This window comes from Lysinibacillus sp. C5.1, assembly GCF_016350185.1.
Classification (GTDB): Bacteria; Bacillota; Bacilli; order Bacillales_A; family Planococcaceae; genus Lysinibacillus; species Lysinibacillus sphaericus.
Map to the genome: position 1 here is coordinate 534,207 of NZ_CP066226.1, position 25,944 is coordinate 560,150.

Here is a 25,944-nt window from a genome sequence, read left to right on the forward strand (position 1 = left end):
CAGCTATAATCGTTCGGGCTTAAAGCTAATTGCTTAAATAATTCCTTTCAAAATCCAATGACAACAGGGAGGGAGAAAATACAATGGCACAGCTATACTATAAACATGGCGCGATGAATAGTGGCAAATCAATAGAAATCTTAAAAGTTGCCCATAACTATGAAGAACAGCAAAAGCCTGTCATGATATTTACGTCAGGTCTTGATACACGTGACGAGGTTGGATTTGTTTCAAGTCGAGTAGGCTTAAGACAAGAGGCTATTCCAATTTATGAGGATACAAATATTTTTGAACTTGTAAAAAATAATGAAGTAAAGCCATACTGCGTGCTTGTAGATGAAGTGCAATTTTTAAAAAAGGCACATGTGCTACAATTAGCGAATATTGTGGATGAACTAGATATTCCTGTGATGGGCTTTGGCCTAAAGAATGATTTCCAAAATGAATTATTTGAGGGTAGTCAGTATATGCTTACATATGCAGATAAAATTGAAGAAATGAAAACGATTTGCTGGTTCTGCCATAAAAAAGCAACGATGAATTTACGTGTCGATGATAATGGTCAACCTGTGTATACAGGCGATCAAATAAAAATCGGAGGTAACGATTCTTACTATCCTGTTTGTCGAAAGTGCCACGCACATCCACCGCTTTAAAGTTGTGTTAACATGGAAGTGGACTATTGTTAATTTCATCGTATGGCTATCATGATTTTAAGCAATCCACCGAATAATTGTAGCATACACGCGGAATTTTCCTTATACTAAGTAAGGGAAATATTCCATGCATATAATTACGCCTAATATAATTCGTAGCCGGAATAATTAACAAATAGAGGAAAATAGTGTTCGTCTCATTCACTTTAAAGAGAGGCGAACTTCTACTTGAATATAGATAAATGAACTAAATAGAGGTGAAGCCCATGTTTGATAGACTACAAGCAGTAGAGGATCGTTATGAAAGGCTAAATGAGCTTTTAAGTGATCCTGATATTGTAAACGACAGTAAAAAATTACGTGAATATTCAAAGGAACAATCGGATATTCAAGAGACAGTGGATGCTTATCGTGAATATAAAAGTGTTAAAGATCAACTAGTTGATACACGAGAAATGTTAGAGAATGAAAAAGATCCGGATATGCACGAGATGGTAAAAGAAGAATTCAACTCATTAAAAGAACAGCAAGAAGAGTTGGAAGAACGTCTTCGTGTTTTATTAATTCCGAAAGATCCGAATGACAATAAAAACGTTATTATGGAGATTCGTGGTGCAGCCGGCGGTGATGAGGCAAATATTTTCGCAGGTGACTTATTCCGTATGTATTCTCGCTATGCTGAAACACAAGGCTGGAAAATTGATATTATGGAAGCAACACCAAACCCAATGGGCGGCTACAAAGAAGTAATCTTTATGATTAACGGGCAAGGCGCTTATTCTAAATTTAAATTTGAAAATGGTGCACACCGTGTACAACGTGTACCAGCAACTGAATCACAAGGACGTATTCATACATCAACAGCGACAGTGGCTTGCTTACCGGAAGTAGAAGAAGTAGATGTTGAAATTCACGAAAAAGATATCCGTGTCGATACATTTGCATCTTCAGGCGCAGGTGGGCAATCGGTAAATACAACGATGTCAGCTGTTCGTATGACCCATTTACCAACAGGTGTTGTTGTATCCATGCAGGATGAACGTTCACAAATTAAAAACCGTGAAAAAGCGATGAAAATTCTTCGTGCACGTGTAGCAGATATGTATTTACAAGAAGCACAAAAAGAAATTGATGCAACACGTAAGTCAGCAGTAGGTTCGGGAGACCGTTCAGAGCGTATCCGCACATACAATTATCCACAAAACCGTGTCACAGATCATCGCATTGGCTTAACAATTCAAAAGCTAGATCAAATCGTTGAGGGTAGACTAGACGAAATTATTGATGCGCTAATCTTAGAAGAGCAAGCATCGAAGTTAGAGCGACTTAATGATGACCTATAAAAATGTAATGGAGGCCCTTGATTGGGCTTCTTCTTTTTTAGTGGATAATGGACGCGAAGAGACTGCTGCTCGTATTGTCATGCAGCATGTACTCGGCACAACGTATTCGGCTGTGATGTTACACTTACAAGACACCTTAACCTTTGAGCAAAGTGAACGGTTTGAAAAATTGATTGAAGAGCATGCAAGTGGCCGACCTGTGCAGTATTGTATTGGTAGCGAAGAATTTTACGGACGTACATTTATAGTAGATGAGTCGGTGCTTATTCCGAGACCTGAAACCGAAGAATTAGTGCTGGCAACAACCAATCGAATTGGCCAATTATTTGAAAACAGAACGCTAAAGCTAGCAGATATAGGAACAGGTAGCGGTGCTATTGCCATTTCTATGAAGCTAGAATGTCCAGAATTAACAGTTGTAGCAACAGATGTATCTGTTGCGGCATTAGCTACTGCCCAAAAAAATGCACAATTACTAGCTGCGGATATTGATTTCCGTCTAGGCGATTTAACAGCACCTTTAGTTGGGGAAAAGTTTGATATTGTGTTATCGAACCCTCCATATATCGCCTTTGAAGAAGCGAAGGAGATGTCTAGCATTGTGTTGGAGCATGAACCGCATAGCGCTCTTTTTGCAGAAGAGGACGGACTTGTGTTATATCGTAAACTAGCACAACAGCTTCCGGCCCTAATGAACAAGCCAGCTTTAATTGGACTGGAAATTGGTTATACACAGGGAGAGCAAGTAGCGAAATTTTTTAAAGAAAGTTTTCCACAGGCTAGTGTTACCGTGGAAAAAGATATTAATGGGAAACCTCGTATGGTTTTTTGTGAAATTCATGTATAAAGATTATCCTTCTTGACCACAATGTTGAGCAAGGAGGGATTTTTATGTTAAACGAATACAAGATTGTTAGATTTCCAAAACAAAATAGTATACTAGCCTTTGCTAGACTAGTAATCATTGCGATAGCTTTACAACTATGTATTTTATATATTCCATCATTAATAGGTTCTGCACAGCAAGCTATGAATCATCAACAAGAAAATGATTTTCGTATAAGAGTTATAGCAAATAGCAATACAACGAATGATCAACTAGAAAAAGAGCAACTTGTCAAAGACTTAAAGCCTTATTTATTAGAAGTAGGTGCTACTACAGATGTGGATAATGACAGCATTGCGACATTAAAAAAGAATATTGAAGCACAAATAAAAGAAAATTATCCACAATTGCATACACAAGTTGTACTTGGGGATAACTTATTTCCACCGAAAAGACAGGAAGCAATGTTTTACCCACAAAATATGTATCATTCAATTGTCGTGAAAATTGGTGATGCGCGTGGCGATAACTGGTGGTGCAGCATTTTCCCATCTATTTGTGAACCTGAACAAGAGGAAAAAAAGGAAGAAAAGAAAGAAGAAAAAGAACAAGTGACATTTTTTATTTGGGAATGGATTAAAGGAATTTTTGAGTAATTGTGCACAAATTCAGATAACTTATACACAATTATGGATAAGTTATAAACAAAATGTGGATAATTCAGAAAAAAACAACGATTGAAAGAAGGTTTTTCATATGGAAACCGTTTGCAAGATTGTGGACAGTAATGTGAATAGTCAAATAACTTATGCACAAGCTGTGGATATCTTAAATGCAGGAGAAGTTGTGGCATTTCCAACAGAAACGGTTTACGGTTTAGGGGCAGTGGCTACAAATGATGAAGCAGTCAAAAAGATTTTTAAGGCAAAAGGTCGACCATCCGATAACCCGCTTATAGTCCATATAGGAACGAAAGAGGAAGTTCACCTTTATATAGAACATATTTCTGAACTTGCAAAAAAATGTATGGATGTATTTTGGCCAGGGCCTCTTACACTGGTGATGCCAGTAAAACCAAATGCGCTAGCAGAAAGTGTGACAGCTGGCTTAAAAACAGTGGGCATTCGTATGCCTGATCATCCCGTTGCGTTAGCATTACTACAGCAAATACAAAAACCGCTAGCTGCACCAAGTGCGAATCGAAGCGGGAAACCAAGCCCAACAGAAGCGATACATGTAAAAGACGATTTAGAAGGGTACATACCGTATATTTTAGATGGTGGTCCAACAGGCATTGGCTTTGAATCAACTGTCCTTGATGTTACGCATGAACCACCCGTTATATTACGTCCAGGTGGCATTACAAAGGAAATGTTAGAGTCTGTAATCGGCCCAGTTATTCAACCGTCCAAAATAGAACAGACAATGGAAGAAACACCGAAAGCGCCAGGTATGAAGTACACGCATTATGCGCCCAATGCACCTGTCTACTTAATCGACTGTGATGACCAAAAAGTGCAACAAGCAATACAGCAACTTCAAGCACAGCAACATAAAGTAGCACTTCTAGCACCTGCTAGCTTTGAGCATATTAAAACGGATTTTTATTTTTCAATCGGTGAAGCAGGTAGCAAAGAAGAGATGGGTGCGTCTTTATACCATGCGTTACGTGCTTGCGATAAAACAGAAGCTACCATTATATTAGCGACGACAACATCCACTGAAGGTGTAGGTGCCGCCATTATGAACAGACTCGAAAAAGCCGCGGGCGGTAAATGGTATACACGTTAACATTGGAATGCATCGAGACTCTACTGGCGATTGGTGAGAATTTCGTGGCGATGCGCCGAGTTTTCATCGCGACAAGCAAGAATTTACCAGAGATATCCACAAGTTTACCCGTAATATGAAAGCATCAAGGAAGTTCGTTCTTGATGCTTTTTTTGATATGGACATTATTGATAATACTGTATTTTCGAGCATAAAATGATAAAATATTAGAAAGCGAAGGAGTGCATTCTTGCAGGGGATTCTTGCAGGTATTTTAACGTCTGTAGATGTCATCGGGTTATTTGTATTAATTCCAAATGTTAGATATCGCTTGTTTTTGGCAGTGTGGACAGCCACGTTACATATGCTTTTTCCACTGCTCGGCTTTGAATTAGGAAGCTACTTAGTGCGTTTTTTGTTAGAATGGGGACAATGGATTTCTAGTATTTTATTATTTAGTATTGGCCTCCATTTACTGTTGTCTTCTCACAAAAATGAGAAAATAACCATTTCACCCGTTTTATTAGCTGTGACTGCTAGCCTAGATACCTTTTCAGTGAGTGTTTCTTTTGGTATGCTTAACTTAGAAAAAACAATTTTTATAATTAGTGCTGGATTGAGTGCTTTTATTTGTTCTTATGGGTCTTTAGTTTTAGCACGCAGAAGTCAGGTTTTTTTTGGAAATAAAATTCAAATAATTGCAGGCATTATTTTTATCATTATGAGTATCCTTGCAATTAAAAAATAAATAAGGAAGGTGATAAGTGTGAATATATTATTTGTATGTACTGGGAATACTTGTCGCAGTCCGATGGCAGAGGCCATTTTAAAACAGAAACAACTCGCCGATGTTAATGTTCGTTCAGCTGGAATTTATGCAATGCCGAACGCCGAAATGTCTGCACATGCACAGCAAGTTTTACATGAGGCGAATATAGCTCATCAGCATTTAGCTACACAACTATCCATAGCAGAAGTGGAGTGGGCCGATCTCGTTTTAACGATGACCACAGCACATAAAGATACCATCATTGCTAACTATCCACATACGGAAGAAAAAGTTTTTACATTGAAGGAATATACGAGTGAAGGAAGCTATGAAAATGTTGTAGATCCTTACGGTGGAAGTAAAGCAATTTATGAGGAAACCTTTGCAGAATTACAGGAACTAGTTGAACGATTAGTAAAAATACTTGAGAAGAATTGAGGGGCACTATGAAAAAACAGTTTGGCTTACGACTTAAACTAGTATTATTTGTAAGTATACTTGCACTAATCACATATAGTATAAGCTTTATCTTCATTGAATTTATACAACCTACTGTTTTCCCGGAAACCAATCGTAAGCTATTTGAAGTGATTACTTATTTATTAGGGATTACTTGGTCAGGTATTTTAGCTGCAATTTTCAGTGTTATTTTAATCAAGCCATTACAGCAGCTTGAATATTCTGCTACACGTGTTGCAGAAGGTAAAATTGGACAGGATGTAGTGATGCCGAAAACAAATGATGAGATTCGTTCAGTCGCTATAGCATTCCAACAAATGGTGTTAAATTTACGACATATGGTAGAAAGCATCGATCAAAACTTCCAACAAACAAATCAATCTATTATTAAGCTTTCCGATGAAACCGCTGTTGCTACAAAGAAAGCAGACGGTATTGCGGTGACAGTGAGACATATTTCCGAAGGCGCCGAAGCGTCAGCTACAGCAGTACAAGATACCGCAGAAGCAATTGAAGATGTGCGAGCATTAGCAACTGAAGTCAATACGAGAGCTGAACAGTCTGCAACACAATCGAAAGAGATTTTACATAATTTAACTAATACAACAAAAGCGATTGAAACGTTAGTCAACAGCATTCAACAAATTGCAGCAGGCAACAACGAAGCGTTAGAAAGTATTCGTACATTGGAAGACAATGCGGGACAAGTTGAACGGATTATTAGTTTAGTAGGGGATATTGCTGCACAAACTAATTTACTAGCGTTAAATGCCTCCATTGAAGCTGCTCGTGCAGGAGAACATGGAAAAGGCTTTGCGGTTGTAGCAGAAGAAGTTCGTGGCTTAGCGGATGAAAGTGCAAAAGCAGTACAAGGCATTACTTCTCTAATCCAATCCATGCAACAAAATGTTGAGATTGTCGTGAAGCAAATGAATCAACAGGTAGCATTTGCAACAAAAGAAGCAGCACGTGTATCAGAGACAACGACAGCTGTTGAAGGAATGTCCTCTAGTGTGCATGAAATGGCAAACGCAATTGTCGAGATTTCTTCATTAATAGAAAAACAAATGCACAATATCGAAACAACAGCTCGACAATCACAAGAAGTAGCAGCAATTGCACAAGAAACATCAGCAGGTGCTCAGGAAGTTAGCAGTGCAACAGTAGAACAAGCTTATGCAATCGAGCAGGTTGAACAACTTGCGCAAGATTTAAAAAAGCAATCTGAAGCGCTTCATAAAATGATTCAACAATTTGATAGACAAGCATAGAAAATTAGACTGTGGACAAGCTTAAAAAGCATGCCCACAGTTTTTTTATTTTATCTGGCATGGACGATAATGGGGTCTTTTGGAAAAGATATCAAAATAGTTTGTCCACCGTAATAGAAAAAACAGACAAACTTCAGAAGAGGGAATATTAGAACAAAAGACCATTATCCGAATTTATTAACAGGATATTCACATTATCCACAAAAAAAAGACCTAAAAATGAACGTTTTTTAATCAACTTACAAGAAACGTTCGTCTTTTAGGAGAAATCAGCATAAAAATGCAACAAAAATCATGTTATTCTAGGGAGAGAAGTGGTAAACTAATGTTGACTATATTTCGAAATGAGGGAACCCAGTGAGAATAGCAATTTCTTCTGATCACGGAGGCAATAATTTACGTCGTGAGATTATGCAACTGTTAGATGAGCTAAATATTAGCTACGAAGATTTTGGTCCACAATCTGCGGATTCAGTAGACTATCCTGATTATGCAAAGCCAGTTTCTGAAGGTGTTGCTAGCGGGGAATTTGATAAAGGCATTTTAATTTGTGGAACAGGGATTGGCATGTCCATCGCTGCGAACAAAGTAAAAGGTATTCGTTGTGCTTTAGTACACGATGTATTTAGTGCAAAGGCAACTCGTTGCCATAATGATTCAAATATTTTAGCAATGGGTGAGCGCGTCATTGGTCCTGGCCTTGCACGTGAAATCGCTAAAACATGGCTTGAAACAGATTTTGAAGGCGGTCGCCATACACGCCGCGTAGAAAAAATCGCTGAATTAGAACAATAAACAATACGCTTTTTCAGTCGTGGTCACAATAGCGAATAGGCAGTGGCAGCATATGCTGTCACTTCGCCCTATGCCATTGTACGGCTTAGCGTAAGGAAAAGACATCAATAAAAGGGGCTGAGCTTAATGGTTGTGCAACAAATACAAACGCAATTGACTCAGTTACTCAGTGATTTCGAAGAGCAAGTAGTGTTGCGACCAAAGACTATTTTTGTCGTAGGCTGCTCTACGTCTGAAGTGATTGGTCAGAAAATTGGCACAGCGGGTGCGTTGGAAACAGCACAAGCGATTTTTGAGCCGTTGCAAGCATTTGCAAAGAAACATCAGCTATATCTAGCATTCCAAGGCTGTGAGCATATCAATCGTGCAATTACGATGGAAGCTTCAGTTGCAGAACAGTTTGGCTATGAACCAGTAGCAGTCATACCTGTTCGTACTGCAGGCGGGTCAATGTCAGCTTATGCGTATACAAAATTGGAAAACCCAGTTGTTGTAGAGGCGATACGTGCACATGCAGGTATTGACATAGGACAAACGCTAATTGGTATGCATTTAAAGGAAGTAGCTGTTCCAGTTCGTACATCCGTACGAACAGTAGGGGAAGCAATTGTCACAGTAGCAACATCACGTCCAAAGCTAATTGGTGGCGAACGTGCTGTATATAAATAACACTACTTCTGTTGTCAGAGGTACAGGTAAATAACGATAATACTTAGGAGGCTTTTTCAAACATGGCATACGAAAAATTAGCAGTACAAGACAAAGCAGTATTAGATGGGATTTTAGCAGAGAAAAAACGTCAACAAGCGAATATCGAGTTAATTGCATCTGAAAACTTTGTATCTGAAGCAGTAATGGAAGCACAAGGTTCAGTTCTTACTAACAAATATGCTGAAGGTTATCCGGGAAAACGTTACTATGGTGGCTGTGAGCACGTAGACGTAGTTGAAGATATTGCACGTGACCGTGTGAAAGAAATCTTCGGTGCAGAATATGCTAACGTACAACCACACTCTGGTGCACAAGCGAATATGGCTGTATACCATACAATTTTAGAACCAGGCGATACAGTGCTAGGGATGAACCTATCTCATGGCGGTCACTTAACACATGGATCTCCTGTAAACTTCTCAGGCGTGCTTTACAATTTCGTTGAATACGGTGTAACAGAAGATACACATGTAATTGACTACGAAGATGTTCGTCAAAAAGCATTAGCACATAAACCAAAACTAATTGTAGCGGGTGCATCTGCATATCCACGCGAAATTGATTTCGCTAAATTCCGTGAAATTGCCGATGAAGTAGGAGCTTACTTTATGGTTGATATGGCACACATCGCAGGTCTTGTAGCTGCTGGAGAGCACCAATCACCAATTCCTTACGCTGATTTTGTTACATCGACTACACATAAAACATTACGTGGCCCACGTGGTGGTTTAATTCTTGCATCTAAAGAATGGGAGCAAAAATTAAATAAATCTGTATTCCCAGGTATCCAAGGCGGACCACTTATGCACGTAATCGCTGCAAAAGCAGTAGCATTTGGCGAAGCTTTACAACCTGAGTTCAAAGAATATGCCAAACAAATTAAAGCAAATGCACGCGCTTTAGCAGACGTGCTAATCGCTGAAGGTGTAGAAATCGTTTCGGGTGGCACAGATAATCACTTATTACTATTAAACGTAAAATCTCTTGGCTTAACTGGTAAAGTAGCAGAGCATGCACTAGATGAAGTAGGTATTACAACAAACAAAAACACAATCCCTTACGATACAGAATCTCCATTTGTTACTTCTGGTATCCGTATTGGTACACCTGCTGTAACATCTCGTGGCTTTAAAGAAGAAGATATGAAAGAAGTCGGCGCTATTATTGCAGCTGTACTTAAAAACCCTGAAGATGAAGCGGTGAAAGCTGAAGCAAAAGAGCGCGTAAAAGCTTTAACTGACAAACATCCATTATACGCATAATCATTATTGCGAAAAGGCTGTGACTAAAGTGTAAAGTTCACTTTAGCCACGGCCTTTTTGTTTATATATCTGCAATAATCACTTTTTTGCTACCCAAAAAATAAAATCATCTTATTTATGGGTTTTTTTACATAAATATATAATAAAAGGGTATATTGTATTCACTGAGGACAACTAATGTCCTGAAAAGGATAATATTTTTTTATAAAAGTGACAATTTATTGAATTTTTATGTACAATATATAATGAAGTTATAGTTGGTGGATAGAGACGGGAGGGGTTGGATGGTTACTAAATCTATGGATATACACAATAGTATATTATTAACGACAATTCGTAACTTAGGTGAACAATCAAAAGAAAGCTACGTTATTTTAGATGCTAAAACAAATTGTATACTAGAATGCAATGAATCTTTTTGCATGCTAATAAATGCAAGTCATACAGAGATTCTCAAAAAAGATTATTTTGAGATGCTTTCAAATCAGTTACAAACGACAACAGTTGAAATGATAACAGAGAAAATACATAGTGGAGCAATGGTGACAGCAAAGTTGCATCACCATCGCTTTGAAAAGCCGCCATTTTGGGCCGAGATGCAGACCCTTCCTTTTCAAAGTCATAATAATGAAACTTTATTTGTGTTAGTACTTGTAAAGGATATAACGTATTATCATACAGAAGATTTTATAATGCAATTAGAGAGAGCCATCTACGAAGCGATAGAAAAAGACGAGCCATTTTACAAAAAAATGGACACTATTTGTAGCGGCATAGATGAATTTTTTATTCCATTTGTCTTTAGTACAATACTTATTAAAACAGAATCCAATCAACTTCAAGTGTTTACTTCTAATAGGATGCGTGACCATGTACCACAATTTTGTGAGATGAACGACTTTTATAGACAGGTGATGCAACAGGGATCGACGATAATTACAAATAACTTAGAAGATATTGCTATTCCAATAGAGTTTAAACGTTTTGCCAATACAACAAATAAACAAATTGGATGGTTTGTCCCTATTCGTAATCAGAAGCAACAAGCGATTGGCTTGTTTATGATATTTTCGCAATATTCAAGCGAAAGTACATTGTTTAATAAGTTGTTTGAAAAAATAGGTGCACTTGTTGCATTAGCATTTACGTATGCAAAAACACAAAGAAAGATATGGGATTTAGCCTATAAGGATATTACAACGGGTTTGCCGAATCGACATAGTTTTTTAAATAAGATTGAACAGGAAGAACAACGTGGGCATATTGGCTTTATCAAAATAATACAACCTAGTGAATTCCATCAAGTCGTTGAATTATACGGTCGAGAAGCGGGCGACGAGTTATTAAGGCAAGTTGCTCGACGCCTCCAAGAACATAAAACCGAAATTAATGAATATATTGCTCGATTTACAAGTTCGAGTCTTATTATTTCTCAAGTAACACATAAAGAAGAATTCAGTGACTATGAACAACGCATCAAAGAATTAACACGCCAGCCCTTTATAATAAATGGTAAGCACATTTATATTACGTTAAAAACTGGAATTTCTTATTTTGATAAAGCAATAAAAATAGCTGATGCCATCCGATTTGCTGATAATGCACTATCTTATGCAGCTAACAAACCAGGCACACATATGGAAATATTCACAAAAGAACGCAACGATTTACTAGAGCAACAAATGACTGTTCTAAATCATTTATCACAAGCACTTAAAAATAAAGAAATTTCTGTAAATCTACAACCGAAAGTAGATTTACGAACGGGTGAAATTCAAAGTATTGAAGCTTTAGCTCGTTGGCATTCACCTATTCTCGGCTTTGTATCGCCGGCTATGTTTATACCAGTTGCAGAAAATGCAGGTAAGGTTCGTGAGATTGATAGTCAAGTGTTAGAGATAGTACTTGCATGGCTAGCAGACCGGCAACAATTAGGCAAGAAGCTGGTGAAAGTTGCAGTCAATATTTCGCCAGATCATTTTTACTATCTTCATTTTGTAAGGGATATCCGCCAGCTCGTTGAAAAATATAAAATTGATCCAAGCAATATTATTTTAGAGGTAACTGAAAATATCGGTTTAGTCGATTTCCAAACTGCATTCACCATTATCAAAGAATTAAAAAGCTATGGCTTTCAAACATCGGTGGATGATTTCGGGACAGGCTTTTCCTCGCTGAGCTATTTGCAACGATTACCGTTCACAGAGTTAAAGATTGATCGCAGTTTTATTAATGACATAAAAGATGCGGCAACATTAGCCATTGTACGTTCCATTATTCAGCTAGCTTTAAATTTAGGCATGACATATGTTGCGGAAGGAATAGAAAATGAGGAACAGGTTGAGATTTTACGAGCGCTAGGTTGTACAGTCGGACAAGGTTACTTCTATTATAAACCAATGTCAATTGCACAACTTGATACTATACTTGATGTATAATTAGCTTGTATATGTAGCAAACACTCTAGAAAAGGGCATATCTCGAATTTAATTTTGAGACAGTTGATATTTTCTGTTATACTAGTTGAGATAAAAATCAATCCGAACGGTTAGGAGAGAACCCCTTTGAGCAAAGTATACGTATTTGATCATCCACTAATCCAACACAAGTTAACTTATATTCGTGATAAAAATACAGGAACTAAAGAATTTCGTGAGCTAGTTGATGAGGTAGCAACATTAATGGCATTCGAGATTACGCGAGATATGCCTGTAGAAGAAATTGAAATTGAAACACCTGTAACCATTGCAAAAACAAAAGTTCTTTCTGGGAAAAAACTTGCCATCGTACCGATTTTACGCGCAGGAATCGGCATGGTAGACGGTGTATTAAAACTTATTCCAGCTGCTAAAGTTGGTCATATCGGTCTTTATCGTGACCCAGAAACATTAAAACCTGTTGAGTACTATGCAAAATTGCCTGCAGATGTTGAAGAACGAGACTTCATTATTGTAGACCCAATGCTTGCTACGGGTGGTTCAGCAGTGGAAGCTATCAACTCACTGAAAAAACGCGGTGCGAAAAGCATTAAATTTATGTGCTTAATTGCTGCGCCTGAAGGTGTAAAAGTGATTCAAGACGAACATCCTGATGTGGATATCTATATTGCAGCACTTGACGAAAAGTTAAATGACCATGGCTACATTGTTCCAGGTTTAGGTGATGCTGGAGACCGTTTATTCGGTACAAAATAATATTGCGTGTATTGCTTACGAAGTAATATCGTTTTATAAACAGCAACTTTATAGCACTTGAAAGCGTCCTTCAGTACTGAAGGACGTTTCATAGTATGTTTGGGCAATTCATCCCCCGAACTTGGCACTTCAAGGTGAAGAAGGGGCATTGCTTTTTAAACGTACAATATAACCAAAGGACGGTGCAAATCGTTTTGACGAAAAAATGGAAAGTGATGACGATTTTCGGTACAAGACCAGAGGCGATTAAAATGGCCCCGCTTGTATTGGAATTACAAAAGCATCCCGAGCAAGTGGAATCGATTGTGACTGTAACAGCACAACATCGCCAAATGCTTGACCAAGTATTAGAAACATTTAAGATTACGCCAGACTACGATTTAAATATTATGAAGGATCGTCAAACACTGATTGATGTGACAACAAATGCTTTACAAGGCTTAGATAAAGTTATGAAAGAAGCGCAACCTGATATTGTCTTAGTGCATGGCGATACGGCTACAACATTCATTGCAAGTTTAGCAGCATTTTATAATCAAATTGCCATTGGTCATGTTGAAGCGGGTTTACGTACATGGAATAAATATTCGCCTTATCCAGAGGAAATGAATCGTCAGTTGACAGGTGTCATGGCCGATTTACACTTCGCGCCAACTGAAGTATCGAAGAAAAACCTATTGGACGAAAATAAAAATCCAAATACGATTTATGTAACGGGCAATACAGCTATTGATGCATTAGCTACAACGGTGAGTGAACATTATACACATCCAGTGTTAGAGAAAATAGCAAATGACCGCATGATCTTATTAACAGCACATCGTCGTGAAAATTTAGGCGAACCAATGCGCCATATGTTCCGAGCAATTACTCGACTGCTGGCGGAGCATGAGGATGTTCAGGTTGTTTATCCGGTGCATATGAATCCAGCTGTTCGAGAAATTGCCAACGAAATATTAGGTGATAATAAACGTGTGCATTTAATTGAACCGCTTGAAGTTTTTGATTTCCATAACTTCGCTGCTAATTCGTATATGATTTTAACGGATTCTGGCGGTGTACAAGAGGAAGCACCATCATTAGGCAAGCCAGTTCTAGTGCTACGTGATACAACAGAGCGTCCAGAAGGTATTGCTGCTGGAACTTTGAAACTAGCAGGTACAGAAGAGGAAACGATTTATTCTCTAGCAAAAGAATTACTAGAGGATAAAGAAGCATACGAAGCTATGGCAAAAGCCTCTAATCCTTATGGAGATGGGCATGCTTCACAGCGTATTGTGGAAGCGCTCTTAGATTTTTTACAAAAAAGCAAGTAATACACCATTCTGAGTTTAAAAAATGAGTAAATAGAACTAATGGTAAATGCGTCGCTAATTTACGAGCATATTTATGTCGTAAATTAGCTTTTTTTTGCATTATTCCGAAAAAACTTTTGGAATCTATGAAAGTTTATACACAAATTTGTCAACAATTTGACAAGAGTATAGTGGCTGTGAAGTTTTTCTCCTTTACTAATTGACTTCAAATATCACCTATTGTATGCTTACAAAGGGTAAGAATGATAAGGGTTTCTATTCGTTGATAGACGTTGAAACACTTGTTATATCAAGTTTCTACTAAATTGACAGTACAAACCATCACTGTCGATTTGCAACGTTTTGTGCGTTTCGGTTTTATACCGAATAAGTATGGGGTGTAAGGCATTATTAGGGATTTACACCTGTAATTTCAAATGACGTCCCCATTACTATTCCGCTGTGAGTAGTGTTTTTCACTGCTCTTTTCTGATTTCACAAAGTGGTCAGCAAACGTTTTCTTTACTCGAAAAAATGATTCAGGAGACTACAAACCAATGCTAGATTTGCATCACATTTTTGCTGTGCAGAAGAGAGCGTTATTTTTTTTGCTCGCACTTTGCGCATTAGGCTGGGGCTTTACGTCCTATCAAACTGTTTTTGCGGGCATCGCAATCGGTGCATTTTTTGGTACGTATAATTTTTGGATTTTAGTTCGCCGTATGGAGAAGTTTGATCGTTCCATTAGTGAAGGGAAGAAAATAGGTTCACTTGGTACAGCACTTCGTTTTGGATCAGGTGTAGCGGCAGTTGCTATAGCCATTTCGTTGCCAAACTATTTTCACTTAATTAGCACGGTCATAGGGCTAATGATTCCGTACGTTTTTCTCTTTGTCGAGAGAATTGTATCTCATGTAAGGAACCACTAATGTGCTTTATTAGAAAGAGAGGTGAAAAATAACAATGAATCATGAAGCTCCGTTAGTAACCATTGGATTTTTAACATTTAACTTATCTACAGTTATGATGTTACTAGTTGCAGCTACTATCGTATTTTTAATCGCAGTTATTTCAACTAGAAACTTAAAGTTAAAACCAACTGGTATGCAAAACTTTATGGAATGGATTATGGATTTCGTAAAGAATATCATTCAAAGCAACATGGACTGGAAAACGGGTGGACGATTCCACATTCTAGGTATCACACTTATTATGTTTATCGCAGTATCTAACTTATTAGGTCTTCCATTCTCTATCATCTATGACCATCAACTTTGGTGGAAATCGCCAACAGCTGACCCAACGGTTACAATGACTCTTGCAGCGATGATTTTAGTATTAACGCAATACTATGGTATCAAAATGAAGGGTACAGGCCATTATGTTGGTACATTCTTCAAACCAATGTCATTTATGTTCCCGTTAAAAATCATTGAAGAGTTTGCAAACACTTTAACATTAGGTCTGCGTCTTTACGGTAATATTTATGCAGGTGAAATTTTACTTGCATTAATCGCAGGATTAGCCGTATCAGGACCAATCGGGTTCGTAGGGGCAATTGTTCCTATGATGGCATGGCAAGGTTTCTCTATTTTCATCGGCTTTATCCAAGCCTTTATCTTCACAATGTTAACAATGGTTTACATGGCTCATAAAGTGAGCGATGACCATTAATATAAAGCATAAATTTTATGCTTGAACCAAAAAAACAAACAATTCCAAGGAGGAAATTTAAAAATGACAGGTTCATTAGGTTTATTAGCAGCAGCAATCGCAATCGGTTTAGGTGCACTTGGTGCAGGTATTGGTAACGGTCTTATCGTATCAAAAACAGTTGAAGGTATCGCTCGCCAACCAGAAGCTCGTGGCGTTCTTCAAACTACTATGTTCATCGGGGTTGCATTAGTTGAAGCCTTACCGATCATCGCAGTAGTAGTAGCATTCATCGTAATGAACAAATAATTCAGTTGTATACTGAATTTTACTAGTGGCGAAGCAGGATTCACCAGATGAAACTTCGCCCTTCATTTTGGAACTGATAAAAGCTATGTGCAAATATAGCTTTTTAAAATAGGTAAGTTTTTTAAGTATTACAAACTATTATGTTGAAGTTAAAGCTCTTGAAGGGAGTGAAACAATCGTGTTTTTAGACAATCTTGTACTTGGTGCAGGTGGAGGATTCAATGGTGGAGATATCGTCTCAACATTAGTCATCTTCTTAGTATTAATGCTTCTTCTTAAAAAGTTCGCTTGGGGTCCATTAATGGGCATCATGCAACAACGTGAAGAATTAGTAGCAAGTGAAATCGAAGCAGCTGAAAAAGCGCGCAAAGATTCGCACAAATTTTTAGAAGAACAAAAAAGTCTTCTTAAAGAAGCTCGTACGGAAGCACAATCGATTGTTGAGGGTGCTAAGAAGCAAGGCGAAATGCAAAAAGAAGAAATTCTTACAGCAGCTCGCAACGAAGCTAACCGCTTAAAAGAATCGGCTTTACGTGAAATCGAGTCTGAAAAAGAAAAAGCGATCGCAGCTGTACGTGATGAAGTCGTTTCATTATCTGTACTTGCAGCATCTAAAGTCCTTAGCAAAGAGATTTCTGAGGCAGACAACCGTGCTCTAATTGAAGAGACGATTGCGAAGGCAGGGGAAGCTCAATGAGTAATTCAACTGTAGCTAAGCGTTACGCTCAAGCTCTTTTTGAACTTGCGCAACAAAAAAATATTCTTGCTGAAGTTGGGGCAGACTTAAACGAGTTAACAAAAGTTGTAAATGAATCTCCTGATTTTTTAACACTTTTAAATGCGCCTAAGTTCTCTATCGAACGCAAGAAACAAATGGTTGCTGAAATCTTTGCAAGTGCAACGCCAGAAGTTTTACACACAGTTCAACTACTTGTTGAGAAAAAGCGTGTAAACGAAGTGAAGCTTATTGCGAATGCGTATGCTGAACTTGCTGCACAAGCACAAGGTTCTGCAGATGCAACTGTATTCTCAACTCGTGCACTTTCTGCTGAAGAAAGCGCTAAAATTTCTGCAGCATTCGCTAAACTTGTTGGGAAACAATCATTAAACATTACAAACGAAATCGATCCATCATTATTAGGTGGTATTCGTGTTCAAATCGGTAACCATATTTATGACAGCTCAGTAGTGAACAAGCTAGAGCGTCTAAAACGTGAATTAATCGGTTAATAATTTAGAAATGTGAGAGGTGACATACATGGGCATCAAGGCTGAAGAAATCAGCAGTCTGATTAAACAACAGATTGAGAATTATGAATCTGAACTTAAAGTAAGCGAAGTTGGTACAGTTATCCGTATTGGTGACGGTATCGCTCTTGCTCATGGCCTCGACAACGCCATGGCTGGAGAGCTTTTAGAGTTCTCTAACGGTGTTATGGGTATGGCTCAAAACCTAGAAGAAGGTAACGTTGGTATCGTAATCTTAGGTCCATACACAGACATCAAAGAAGGCGATGAAGTTCGTCGTACAGGTCGTATTATGGAAGTACCAGTTGGTGAAGAACTAATTGGTCGTGTTGTAAATCCACTAGGTCAACCAGTGGACGGACAAGGTCCAATCAACACAACAAAATCTCGTCCAATCGAAAGCCCAGCTTTCGGTGTAATGGCTCGTAAATCAGTACATGAACCACTACAAACTGGTATTAAAGCGATTGACGCACTTGTACCAATCGGTCGTGGTCAACGTGAGTTAATCATCGGTGACCGCCAAGTTGGTAAAACATCTGTAGCGATCGATACAATCCTTAACCAAGGTGACCAAAACATGATCTGTATCTATGTTGCTATTGGTCAAAAAGAATCTACTGTACGTGGTGTAGTAGAAACACTTCGTAAACATGGCGCTTTAGATTATACAATCGTTGTGACAGCTTCTGCTTCTCAACCAGCTCCATTATTATTCTTAGCACCATTCGCTGGTGTATCTATGGCTGAAGAATTCATGTTACAAGGTAAACACGTTTTAATCGTGTATGATGATCTTTCTAAACAAGCATCAGCTTACCGTGAACTTTCACTTCTTCTTCGCCGTCCTCCAGGTCGTGAAGCTTACCCTGGTGACGTTTTCTACTTACACAGCCGCTTATTAGAACGTGCTGCGAAGTTAAATGAAACATATCAAAATGGTTCAATTACAGCTCTTCCATTCGTTGAGACACAAGCTGGGGATATCTCTGCATACATCCCAACTAACGTAATCTCAATCACTGATGGACAAATTTTCTTACAATCTGACTTATTCAACTCAGGTGTACGTCCAGCGATTAACGCCGGTCTTTCTGTATCACGTGTAGGTGGATCTGCTCAAATTAAAGCGATGAAAAAAGTTGCGGGTACACTACGTCTTGACTTAGCTGCATTCCGTGAGCTTGAATCTTTCGCTCAATTCGGTTCAGATTTAGATAAAATCACACTTGCTAAACTTGAGCGTGGTAAACGTACGGTTGAAGTTCTTAAACAAGACCTAAACAAACCACTTAAAGTTGAAAAACAAGTTGCAATCCTTTACGCATTAACTAAAGGTCACTTAGATGATATTCCAGTTCAAGATATCGTTCGTTTTGAAAGTGAATTCTTAAGCTGGTTAGATACAAACCACACAAACGTTTTAGATCACGTTCGTACTACTAAAGAACTTGCTCCTGATGCGGAATACGTAGCAGCTTTAACTGACTTCAAAAAAACTTTCGCTAAATCAGAATAAGCAAGAAAATAGTCGCTTGATTAAAAACAAAAGGTGGTGAAATACCAGTGGTAAACTTACGCGAAATAAAAGGTCGTATTAATTCTACAAAGAGTACGAAACAAATTACGAAAGCGATGCAGATGGTTTCTTCTTCAAAGTTACGTCGTGCAGAGCAAAATGCTAAAGCTTACGTTCCTTACATGGAAAAAATTCAAGACGTAGTAGGCGCTATCGCATCAGGTACAAAAGACAGTGGACATCCAATGTTAACTGCTCGTCCTGTTAAAAGAACAGCTTACTTAGTCATTGGTTCTGACCGTGGTCTTGCAGGTGCTTACAACTCAAGTATCCTACGTCAAGTACAACGTACAATCAACGAGCGTCATAAATCAAAAGACGAATACGTGATTTTAGCAGTAGGTCGTGTTGTTCGTGATTACTTTGTGAAACGTGATCATAATGTTATTAGCAGTGTTGTTGCTCTTCCTGACCAACCATCATTCGCTGATATTAAAGAAATCGCTCGTAATGCTGTTGGTATGTTCATTGACGGTACGTATGATGAACTTTATATGTACTACAATCACTTTGTTAGTGCTATCGCTAACGAAGTGACAGAGAAAAAACTTCTTCCATTAACTGATATTGCACCTGCAAGCAGCAATGCTTCTTATGAATTCGAGCCATCTGGTGAGGCAATTCTTGAAGTATTACTTCCACAATATGCGGAAAGCCTTGTTTACGGCGCATTATTAGATGGAAAAGCAAGTGAACATGCTTCTCGTATGACTGCTATGAAAAATGCAACTGATAACGCATCTGATCTTATCGGAGATCTTTCATTGCAATATAACCGTGCACGTCAAGCAGCTATTACACAAGAAATTACAGAAATCGTTGGTGGGGCTGCAGCCTTAGAATAGGCTCAGCTCACCAATGTCGTATAAGAATACGATAGGAGGGTACACAGTAATGAATAAAGGACATGTTATTCAAGTAATGGGTCCGGTTGTTGACGTAAAATTCGACAATGGCCAATTACCAGCAATCTATAACTCATTAACAGTTAAGATTGAACGTCCTAATGAAGAACCAACAACTCTTGCATTAGAAGTTGCACTTCATTTAGGTGATGATTCTGTTCGTACAATTGCAATGTCATCTACTGATGGCTTACAACGTGGAGCAGAAGTAACAGATTCAGGAAAAGCTATCTCAGTACCAGTTGGTGAAGTGACTCTTGGTCGTGTATTCAACGTATTAGGAGAAGTAATCGACTTAGGTGAAGAAATTCCAGCTGATGCACGTCGTGATTCAATTCACCGCGAAGCACCATCTTTCGATCAACTTTCAACTTCAGTTGAAATCCTTGAAACAGGTATCAAAGTAGTAGACTTATTAGCACCATACATTAAAGGTGGTAAAATCGGTCTATTCGGTGGTGCCGGTGTAGGTAAAACAGTATTAATCCAAGAATTAATCAATAACATCGCACAAGAGCACTCAGGTATCTCTGTATTCGCTGGTGTAGGTGAGCGTACTCGTGAAGGGAACGACTTATTCTACGAAATGAGCGATTCAGGCGTTATCAAGCAAACAGCGATGGTATTCGGTCAAATGAACGAGCCACCAGGTGCGCGTATGCGTGTAGCTTTAACTGGTCTTACAATGGCAGAATACTTCCGTGATGAGCAAGGTGCAGACGTACTTTTATTCATCGACAATATCTTCCGTTTCACACAAGCAGGTTCTGAGGTTTCTGCCCTATTAGGTCGTATGCCTTCTGCGGTAGGTTACCAACCAACACTTGCAACTGAAATGGGTAAATTACAAGAACGTATCACATCTACTAACAAAGGATCTGTAACTTCTATTCAAGCGATCTATGTACCAGCCGATGACTATACTGACCCGGCTCCAGCTACAACTTTCGCCCACTTAGATGCAACTACTAACCTTGAGCGTAAATTATCTGAAATGGGTATCTACCCTGCGGTTGACCCATTAGCTTCGACTTCTCGTGCATTATCACCAGAAATCGTAGGCGCTGAGCACTACGCAGTAGCAACTGGCGTACAACGTACAATCCAACGTTACCGTGAGTTACAAGATATCATTGCTATCTTAGGTATGGATGAGTTATCTGATGAAGATAAACAAACAGTTGAACGTGCTCGTCGTATTCAATTCTTCTTATCTCAAAACTTCCACGTTGCGGAACAATTCACTGGTCAAAAAGGTTCTTACGTTCCTGTTAAAGAAACGGTTCGTTCATTCAAGGAAATCCTTGAAGGTAAACACGATCACCTACCAGAAGATGCTTTCCGTTTAGTAGGTTCTATTGAAGAAGTAGTTGAAAAAGCGAAAAGCATGGGCGTAGAGGTTTAATACTAGGGACGAGGAGGAAAAAATATGAAGACAGTTACAGTCAATATTGTCACTCCCGACGGCCCGGTATACGATTCTGAAGTATCAATGGTAATCGCGAAAACAACTTCAGGTGAGATTGGTGTTCTTGCCGGCCATATTCCAATGGTAGCTCCACTTGCAATTGGTGCAGTGAAGCTGAAAAAGGACAATGGTTCAACTGAGATTGTTGCTGTAAGCGGTGGTTTCATTGAAGTTCGTCCAGAAAAGATCTCAATTTTAGCACCTTCTGCTGAAATTGCTGATAATATCGATGTACAACGTGCTAAAGAAGCCGTTAAACGCGCTGAAGGACGAATTCAAAGTAAACAAGATAACATTGATTTCAAACGTGCTGACCTAGCATTAAAACGTGCGTTGAATCGTATCAACGTTCATGAGGGTAATATCTAATTCAATTTTTAACGGGCAGATGTAATATCTGCCCGTTTTTTAAATGGAGGGACACGATGTGGGAATTTATGAAGCAGTAGGGCAAGAAGCTTTAATGGGCATTCTATCGCACCTCTTTTTTATTGCTATCACTTTTTACGCTTTGCAGGCCTTCATGCTAGAAAAATTGTTTAAAAAAAACAAAGTATTTCAAATACAGTTGATTTATATTTTGTTGAGCATTGCAATCGGGACCGCAGTCTCTAATTTCTTTCTACAAGTTTCAAGTTGGTCTGGAAAACTCCCTTACTTATTTTAAAGTTAGCTAGTGACAACTAACTATAAAGTAACGGATGCGTAATTCATATGTGCATATTTCGAAGGGCTCCATAAGTTCACTTATGTGGTCCTTTGAAATATGTACTTGAGAGGTTTAATAAGCTATGGAAACGGAAATATAGTATCCACGAACTTTTGAAAAAAGGGCTTAGGGATTTACATATTTTACCGTGTTATTGGTCATTCACAAAAAAAAAAATAATGCGTACAATAAATTAATAGCAAAATATCAATAAATGCCTTAAAATAGTGATTTGGACGCTTGAACGAGCGTGTGAAAAGTTGTACTATAGAGTTGTTTGTTTACTTATTATGACATTATACATCTTTTTTTAAAATAAATTTTCGATAGGTTAAGAGATTGAATTCGGAGGGACGTAAGGTGGATAAAATTATAGTGACTGGCGGCCAAAAGCTACAGGGGAAAGTTCGTGTAGAGGGCGCAAAAAATGCAGTGTTACCAATCCTGGCGGCAGCTTTACTTGCTTCAAAAGGAGAAAATGTAATTAAAGAAGTCCCTAACTTAGCAGATGTTTATACCATAAATGAAGTACTAAAAAGTCTAAACGCTGATGTTACATATATACCAGAAGACAATACTGTATATATAGACGCAACAAAAGAACTTTCAAGTGAAGCTCAATTTGAATATGTCAGTAAAATGCGTGCATCCATTTTAGTGATGGGTTCTTTGCTTGCACGAAACGGCTTTGCACGAGTTGCTTTACCAGGTGGCTGTGCAATCGGTTCACGTCCAATTGAATTACATTTAAAAGGTTTTGAGGCAATGGGTGCAAAAATTTCATTTGGGCACGGTTATGTGGAAGCGAAGGTAGAGGGTCGTTTACAAGGTGCGAATGTATATTTAGATTTCCCAAGTGTCGGTGCAACAGAAAATATTATGACGGCTGCATCTTTAGCAAAAGGAACGACAGTAATTGAAAATGCAGCAAAAGAGCCTGAAATTGTAGATCTTGCAAACTTCATTAATAGTATGGGTGGCCGTGTTATCGGCGCAGGTACGAATACGATTCGTATTGAAGGTGTTGACACATTATATGGAGCAGAGCATTATATTATTCCTGACCGTATCGAAGCAGGTACATTTATGGTAGCAGCTGCGATTACAAAGGGTGATGTAACGATTGAAAATGCTGTGCCTGAACATATGACGGCTTTAATCGCAAAAATGCGCGAAATGGGCGTAGAAATTACAGAGCTTGATGAAGGAATACGTGTCCACGTACCGCAAACATTAAAAGCTGTAGACATTAAAACAATGCCACATCCAGGCTTCCCAACGGATATGCAGTCGCAAATGATGGCGTTGATGTTAACTGCTGAAGGTACGAGTATCATTACAGAAACAGTCTTTGAAAATCGTTTTATGCACGTTGAAGAGTTCCGTCGCATGAATGCCGGTGCTAAAATCGAAGGACGTTCTGTGTTTATCGAAGGACCAGTAAACCTACAGGGAGCTGAGGTTATGGCAACAGATTTACGAGCAGCGGCAGCCCTAATTTTAGCAGGTCTTGTGTCTGAAGGAATAACACGAGTGACAAAACTCCATCACTTAGACCGTGGTTACGTAGACTTCCATGGCAAATTAGCATCACTTGGTGCAAATATTGAACGTGTAACAACAATGGATGTTACACCGAAAGAAAAAACAACAATCGAATTACCAGCAAACTAACAACAAAACCTCTTTGCTCAGCATAAGCAAAGAGGTTTTTAATTAATGCAAAGAGAGATACCTGCTGAGCAGAGAGAAATACCCGCGGAATAGAGAGGTTTACCCGCGGAACAAAGTGAAATACCCGCGAAGCAGAGAGATTTACCCGCGAAACGAAGAGATGCCCACGGAGCAGAGCGATTTACCCGCGAAACGAAGTGAAATACCCGCGGAACAGAGAGATTTACCCGCGAAACAATGCAGAATACCCGCGAAACACAATACCCCTCACAAACCAAAGCAAAACGAACTCCCGTAATCAGGGAACGCTCATATTTTCTGTAGTACTCGCATATTATTCCTTATGAAAAATTGGATAATGATAATTGCTGTGATTTGTTTAATTGGTGCATTATATATGATGCCAGTAGCATTCAGTGAGAGACGAATCGATGATTATTCTAACAACTCCCCACAAAAGACGGAAAACGCCTGTGAAATATTCATAGAAGTGGAGGGACAGAAGGAAAAAATTCCTTTAGAAACGTATATAGTTGGTGTAGTAGCTGCAGAAATGCCCGTGTCCTTTAATAAAGAAGCTTTAAAAGCTCAAGCCATTGCTGCCAGAACCTATGCGCTGAAAACGACAAATTACGGTAAAAAAGCCATTGCACCTACTGTTGCAAGGCAAGTCTACTACAATAAAGAACAAAGAAAAGCCAATTGGACTAGCAATTTCCCGGGAAATGAAAAGAAAATTGTCGAAGCCATTACGGAAACAGAAGGACAAGTTCTTCTATATAATAATGAATTAATTACGGCGATGTTTCACTCAACGAGCAATGGTAAAACAGAGAGTGCTTACGGTTACAGTGGGAATGACTTACCGTATTTACAAAGCGTTGCAAGTATGTCCGATCAAGCTTCTCCAAAGTTTGCAACAATAAAAGAATGGACGTTAGCCGAATGGAATGCGCTGTGGCCAGTTAAATGGCAGGCGAATGATTTCAATCGTATGCAAGTGTTTCTAAATGATTCAGAGCGTGTAGAACGCCTGCAATTAGGTAAAAATGGATGGTCGGGCAGAGAGGTTAGAACACTCTTACAATTACCATCAACAGATTTTAAAATTTCATATAATAAGAATACGGGTAAGGTTCAGGTAGCAACGAAAGGATATGGTCATGGCGTTGGTATGAGCCAGTACGGTGCAGATGCGATGGCACGTGAAGGAAAGAGCGCTTCAGAGATTTTACACTATTATTATCAACAAATTGAGATAAAAAAAATAGATGCATGTTTAAAATAGCTTCTAGTTGTTCACACTGCAACTAGAGGTGATGAAAATGAGAGAGGATAAAAATAGTAAAACTTCTCAAAATGAAAAAGGACAATTGCAGAAAAAACCTTGGTTTTGGCCGGCGGTATACGCGGGTGGTGCATTAATGTTAGCAGGTATGTTATTTGGTTACAATAGTCTCGTGACAAAAGAAGAAGCACCATTACCAGATGTAGCGCAAGTAGACCCAGGTCCAGTAGTTGAAACAAATGCAAAAACAGAAACAATGAAGTATCCATTCAAGGAAGCAGAGCTTAGTAAAGTACAAGTTTCACAGGAATTTTATGATGTAGAAGCAAAAGAAGAGTCACGTGAGAATGCCTTAATGGTATTCAATCAAACATTTACAACTTCATCAGGCATTTCCCTTTCTATGAATGGAGAGGAATTCGAAGTAGTTGCTGCGTTAACTGGTAAAGTACTAGAAGTAAAGCTAGATGCGTTCACAGGTAATAAAATCGTCATAGAGCATGCAAATGGTGTGCAAACGCATTATAGTTCAGTAAAAGATATCGCTGTGAAAGAAGGCGATGAAGTAGCACAAGGTCAGGCACTTGGAAAAGCGACTGACAATGAGTGGAATCAAGCAGCTGGCGTTCACATGCATTTTGAAGTTCTAGAAAACGGTAAATACGTTAATCCGAAAAAATTCCTAGGATTTTAAAAAAGTCAGCAATTTAACGAGAAAGTGCAAATCGTGTTCTGAATAGCTTTGTCCTCACATAAGGTG

General features: G+C 38.6%; 27 protein-coding genes. All 27 read left to right on the plus strand.

Annotation, left to right across the window (positions count from 1 at the left end; genetic code table 11):
* Positions 1–83: 83 nt before the first annotated feature.
* The 27 genes from I5435_RS02450 (at position 84) to I5435_RS02580 (ending at position 25,878) form a co-directional block, all read left to right on the plus strand.
* Entirely contained in the window at positions 84–656 is a 573-nt protein-coding gene (locus I5435_RS02450) for a thymidine kinase (RefSeq protein ID WP_108030615.1), read from the plus strand.
* 266 nt (positions 657–922) lie between these two features.
* Positions 923–1,999 (plus strand): peptide chain release factor 1, encoded by a 1,077-nt coding sequence (prfA, locus tag I5435_RS02455; protein ID WP_024362887.1) that lies wholly within the window; start codon positions 923–925, stop codon positions 1,997–1,999.
* Positions 1,986–2,846 carry a peptide chain release factor N(5)-glutamine methyltransferase gene (gene prmC, locus I5435_RS02460; RefSeq protein ID WP_108030614.1) on the plus strand — a complete coding sequence of 287 codons (861 nt, stop codon included), beginning with the start codon at positions 1,986–1,988 and terminating at the stop codon, positions 2,844–2,846. Before prfA ends, prmC begins: the two co-directional genes overlap by 14 nt.
* A gap of 44 nt (positions 2,847–2,890) precedes the next feature.
* Entirely contained in the window at positions 2,891–3,481 is a 591-nt protein-coding gene (locus I5435_RS02465; protein WP_108030613.1) for a stage II sporulation protein R, read from the plus strand.
* A 100-nt stretch (positions 3,482–3,581) separates the two neighbouring features.
* Entirely contained in the window at positions 3,582–4,616 is a 1,035-nt protein-coding gene (locus I5435_RS02470; RefSeq protein WP_024362890.1) for an L-threonylcarbamoyladenylate synthase, read from the plus strand.
* 229 nt (positions 4,617–4,845) lie between these two features.
* On the plus strand, positions 4,846–5,343 hold the full coding sequence (locus tag I5435_RS02475; RefSeq protein WP_024362891.1) for a manganese efflux pump MntP: 498 nt from the start codon (positions 4,846–4,848) through the stop codon (positions 5,341–5,343).
* 18 nt (positions 5,344–5,361) lie between these two features.
* Entirely contained in the window at positions 5,362–5,802 is a 441-nt protein-coding gene (locus I5435_RS02480) for a low molecular weight protein arginine phosphatase (RefSeq protein WP_258842039.1), read from the plus strand.
* Between the two features lie 8 nt (positions 5,803–5,810).
* Complete coding sequence (locus I5435_RS02485) at positions 5,811–7,094, plus strand: methyl-accepting chemotaxis protein (RefSeq protein ID WP_337983178.1); 1,284 nt, start codon at positions 5,811–5,813, stop codon at positions 7,092–7,094.
* Positions 7,095–7,451: 357 nt separating this feature from the next.
* Complete coding sequence (gene rpiB, locus I5435_RS02490; protein WP_024362894.1) at positions 7,452–7,889, plus strand: ribose 5-phosphate isomerase B; 438 nt, start codon at positions 7,452–7,454, stop codon at positions 7,887–7,889.
* Between the two features lie 126 nt (positions 7,890–8,015).
* Positions 8,016–8,558, plus strand: a complete 543-nt coding sequence (locus I5435_RS02495) for a TIGR01440 family protein (protein WP_337983179.1) — start codon at positions 8,016–8,018, stop codon at positions 8,556–8,558.
* Between the two features lie 62 nt (positions 8,559–8,620).
* Positions 8,621–9,862 carry a serine hydroxymethyltransferase gene (gene glyA / locus I5435_RS02500; protein WP_024362896.1) on the plus strand — a complete coding sequence of 414 codons (1,242 nt, stop codon included), beginning with the start codon at positions 8,621–8,623 and terminating at the stop codon, positions 9,860–9,862.
* Positions 9,863–10,146: 284 nt separating this feature from the next.
* Positions 10,147–12,300, plus strand: a complete 2,154-nt coding sequence (locus I5435_RS02505; RefSeq protein WP_337983180.1) for an EAL domain-containing protein — start codon at positions 10,147–10,149, stop codon at positions 12,298–12,300.
* A gap of 126 nt (positions 12,301–12,426) precedes the next feature.
* Positions 12,427–13,056: a uracil phosphoribosyltransferase gene (gene upp / locus I5435_RS02510; RefSeq protein WP_024362898.1), complete on the plus strand. Its 630-nt coding sequence runs from the start codon at positions 12,427–12,429 to the stop codon at positions 13,054–13,056.
* 194 nt (positions 13,057–13,250) lie between these two features.
* Complete coding sequence (gene wecB / locus I5435_RS02515; protein WP_024362899.1) at positions 13,251–14,372, plus strand: non-hydrolyzing UDP-N-acetylglucosamine 2-epimerase; 1,122 nt, start codon at positions 13,251–13,253, stop codon at positions 14,370–14,372.
* Between the two features lie 536 nt (positions 14,373–14,908).
* A complete protein-coding gene (locus I5435_RS02520) occupies positions 14,909–15,280 on the plus strand; it encodes an ATP synthase subunit I (RefSeq protein WP_024362900.1) in 372 nt (123 codons plus the stop codon).
* Between the two features lie 34 nt (positions 15,281–15,314).
* Positions 15,315–16,025, plus strand: coding sequence for a F0F1 ATP synthase subunit A (atpB, locus tag I5435_RS02525; protein ID WP_024362901.1), 711 nt, complete (start codon positions 15,315–15,317; stop codon positions 16,023–16,025).
* Positions 16,026–16,088: 63 nt separating this feature from the next.
* Positions 16,089–16,313, plus strand: a complete 225-nt coding sequence (atpE, locus tag I5435_RS02530; protein WP_004269474.1) for a F0F1 ATP synthase subunit C — start codon at positions 16,089–16,091, stop codon at positions 16,311–16,313.
* 178 nt (positions 16,314–16,491) lie between these two features.
* Positions 16,492–17,010, plus strand: a complete 519-nt coding sequence (gene atpF / locus I5435_RS02535) for a F0F1 ATP synthase subunit B (RefSeq protein ID WP_024362902.1) — start codon at positions 16,492–16,494, stop codon at positions 17,008–17,010.
* Positions 17,007–17,543 (plus strand): F0F1 ATP synthase subunit delta, encoded by a 537-nt coding sequence (locus I5435_RS02540; RefSeq protein WP_024362903.1) that lies wholly within the window; start codon positions 17,007–17,009, stop codon positions 17,541–17,543. The genes atpF and I5435_RS02540 overlap by 4 nt, the downstream gene beginning before the upstream one ends.
* Before the next feature lie 28 nt (positions 17,544–17,571).
* Positions 17,572–19,080: a F0F1 ATP synthase subunit alpha gene (gene atpA / locus I5435_RS02545; RefSeq protein WP_024362904.1), complete on the plus strand. Its 1,509-nt coding sequence runs from the start codon at positions 17,572–17,574 to the stop codon at positions 19,078–19,080.
* 47 nt (positions 19,081–19,127) lie between these two features.
* Entirely contained in the window at positions 19,128–19,985 is an 858-nt protein-coding gene (atpG, locus tag I5435_RS02550) for an ATP synthase F1 subunit gamma (RefSeq protein ID WP_024362905.1), read from the plus strand.
* A 49-nt stretch (positions 19,986–20,034) separates the two neighbouring features.
* Positions 20,035–21,450 (plus strand): F0F1 ATP synthase subunit beta, encoded by a 1,416-nt coding sequence (gene atpD / locus I5435_RS02555; RefSeq protein WP_024362906.1) that lies wholly within the window; start codon positions 20,035–20,037, stop codon positions 21,448–21,450.
* Between the two features lie 24 nt (positions 21,451–21,474).
* Positions 21,475–21,882: a F0F1 ATP synthase subunit epsilon gene (locus I5435_RS02560; RefSeq protein ID WP_024362907.1), complete on the plus strand. Its 408-nt coding sequence runs from the start codon at positions 21,475–21,477 to the stop codon at positions 21,880–21,882.
* 58 nt (positions 21,883–21,940) lie between these two features.
* Positions 21,941–22,180, plus strand: a complete 240-nt coding sequence (locus I5435_RS02565; protein ID WP_024362908.1) for a DUF1146 family protein — start codon at positions 21,941–21,943, stop codon at positions 22,178–22,180.
* 402 nt (positions 22,181–22,582) lie between these two features.
* Positions 22,583–23,896 (plus strand): UDP-N-acetylglucosamine 1-carboxyvinyltransferase, encoded by a 1,314-nt coding sequence (gene murA / locus I5435_RS02570; protein ID WP_024362909.1) that lies wholly within the window; start codon positions 22,583–22,585, stop codon positions 23,894–23,896.
* A gap of 343 nt (positions 23,897–24,239) precedes the next feature.
* Complete coding sequence (gene spoIID / locus I5435_RS02575) at positions 24,240–25,184, plus strand: stage II sporulation protein D (protein WP_443136935.1); 945 nt, start codon at positions 24,240–24,242, stop codon at positions 25,182–25,184.
* 37 nt (positions 25,185–25,221) lie between these two features.
* On the plus strand, positions 25,222–25,878 hold the full coding sequence (locus I5435_RS02580; RefSeq protein WP_025218588.1) for a M23 family metallopeptidase: 657 nt from the start codon (positions 25,222–25,224) through the stop codon (positions 25,876–25,878).
* The last annotated feature ends 66 nt before the right edge of the window (positions 25,879–25,944 follow it).

What these genes read in the sequence shown, in the direction of transcription:
- glyA (WP_024362896.1), top strand. Translation starts at nt 8,621, where the DNA reads ATGGCATACGAAAAATTAGCAGTACAAGACAAAGCAGTATTAGATGGG.
- I5435_RS02485 (WP_337983178.1), top strand. Translation starts at nt 5,811, where the DNA reads ATGAAAAAACAGTTTGGCTTACGACTTAAACTAGTATTATTTGTAAGT.
- I5435_RS02540 (WP_024362903.1), top strand. Translation starts at nt 17,007, where the DNA reads ATGAGTAATTCAACTGTAGCTAAGCGTTACGCTCAAGCTCTTTTTGAA.
- prmC (WP_108030614.1), top strand. Translation starts at nt 1,986, where the DNA reads ATGATGACCTATAAAAATGTAATGGAGGCCCTTGATTGGGCTTCTTCT.
- I5435_RS02520 (WP_024362900.1), top strand. Translation starts at nt 14,909, where the DNA reads ATGCTAGATTTGCATCACATTTTTGCTGTGCAGAAGAGAGCGTTATTT.
- atpE (WP_004269474.1), top strand. Translation starts at nt 16,089, where the DNA reads ATGACAGGTTCATTAGGTTTATTAGCAGCAGCAATCGCAATCGGTTTA.
- prfA (WP_024362887.1), top strand. Translation starts at nt 923, where the DNA reads ATGTTTGATAGACTACAAGCAGTAGAGGATCGTTATGAAAGGCTAAAT.
- atpB (WP_024362901.1), top strand. Translation starts at nt 15,315, where the DNA reads ATGAATCATGAAGCTCCGTTAGTAACCATTGGATTTTTAACATTTAAC.
- I5435_RS02495 (WP_337983179.1), top strand. Translation starts at nt 8,016, where the DNA reads ATGGTTGTGCAACAAATACAAACGCAATTGACTCAGTTACTCAGTGAT.
- atpA (WP_024362904.1), top strand. Translation starts at nt 17,572, where the DNA reads ATGGGCATCAAGGCTGAAGAAATCAGCAGTCTGATTAAACAACAGATT.
- atpD (WP_024362906.1), top strand. Translation starts at nt 20,035, where the DNA reads ATGAATAAAGGACATGTTATTCAAGTAATGGGTCCGGTTGTTGACGTA.
- I5435_RS02470 (WP_024362890.1), top strand. Translation starts at nt 3,582, where the DNA reads ATGGAAACCGTTTGCAAGATTGTGGACAGTAATGTGAATAGTCAAATA.
- spoIID (WP_443136935.1), top strand. Translation starts at nt 24,240, where the DNA reads ATGAAAAATTGGATAATGATAATTGCTGTGATTTGTTTAATTGGTGCA.
- I5435_RS02465 (WP_108030613.1), top strand. Translation starts at nt 2,891, where the DNA reads ATGTTAAACGAATACAAGATTGTTAGATTTCCAAAACAAAATAGTATA.
- I5435_RS02505 (WP_337983180.1), top strand. Translation starts at nt 10,147, where the DNA reads ATGGTTACTAAATCTATGGATATACACAATAGTATATTATTAACGACA.
- I5435_RS02450 (WP_108030615.1), top strand. Translation starts at nt 84, where the DNA reads ATGGCACAGCTATACTATAAACATGGCGCGATGAATAGTGGCAAATCA.
- I5435_RS02560 (WP_024362907.1), top strand. Translation starts at nt 21,475, where the DNA reads ATGAAGACAGTTACAGTCAATATTGTCACTCCCGACGGCCCGGTATAC.
- I5435_RS02580 (WP_025218588.1), top strand. Translation starts at nt 25,222, where the DNA reads ATGAGAGAGGATAAAAATAGTAAAACTTCTCAAAATGAAAAAGGACAA.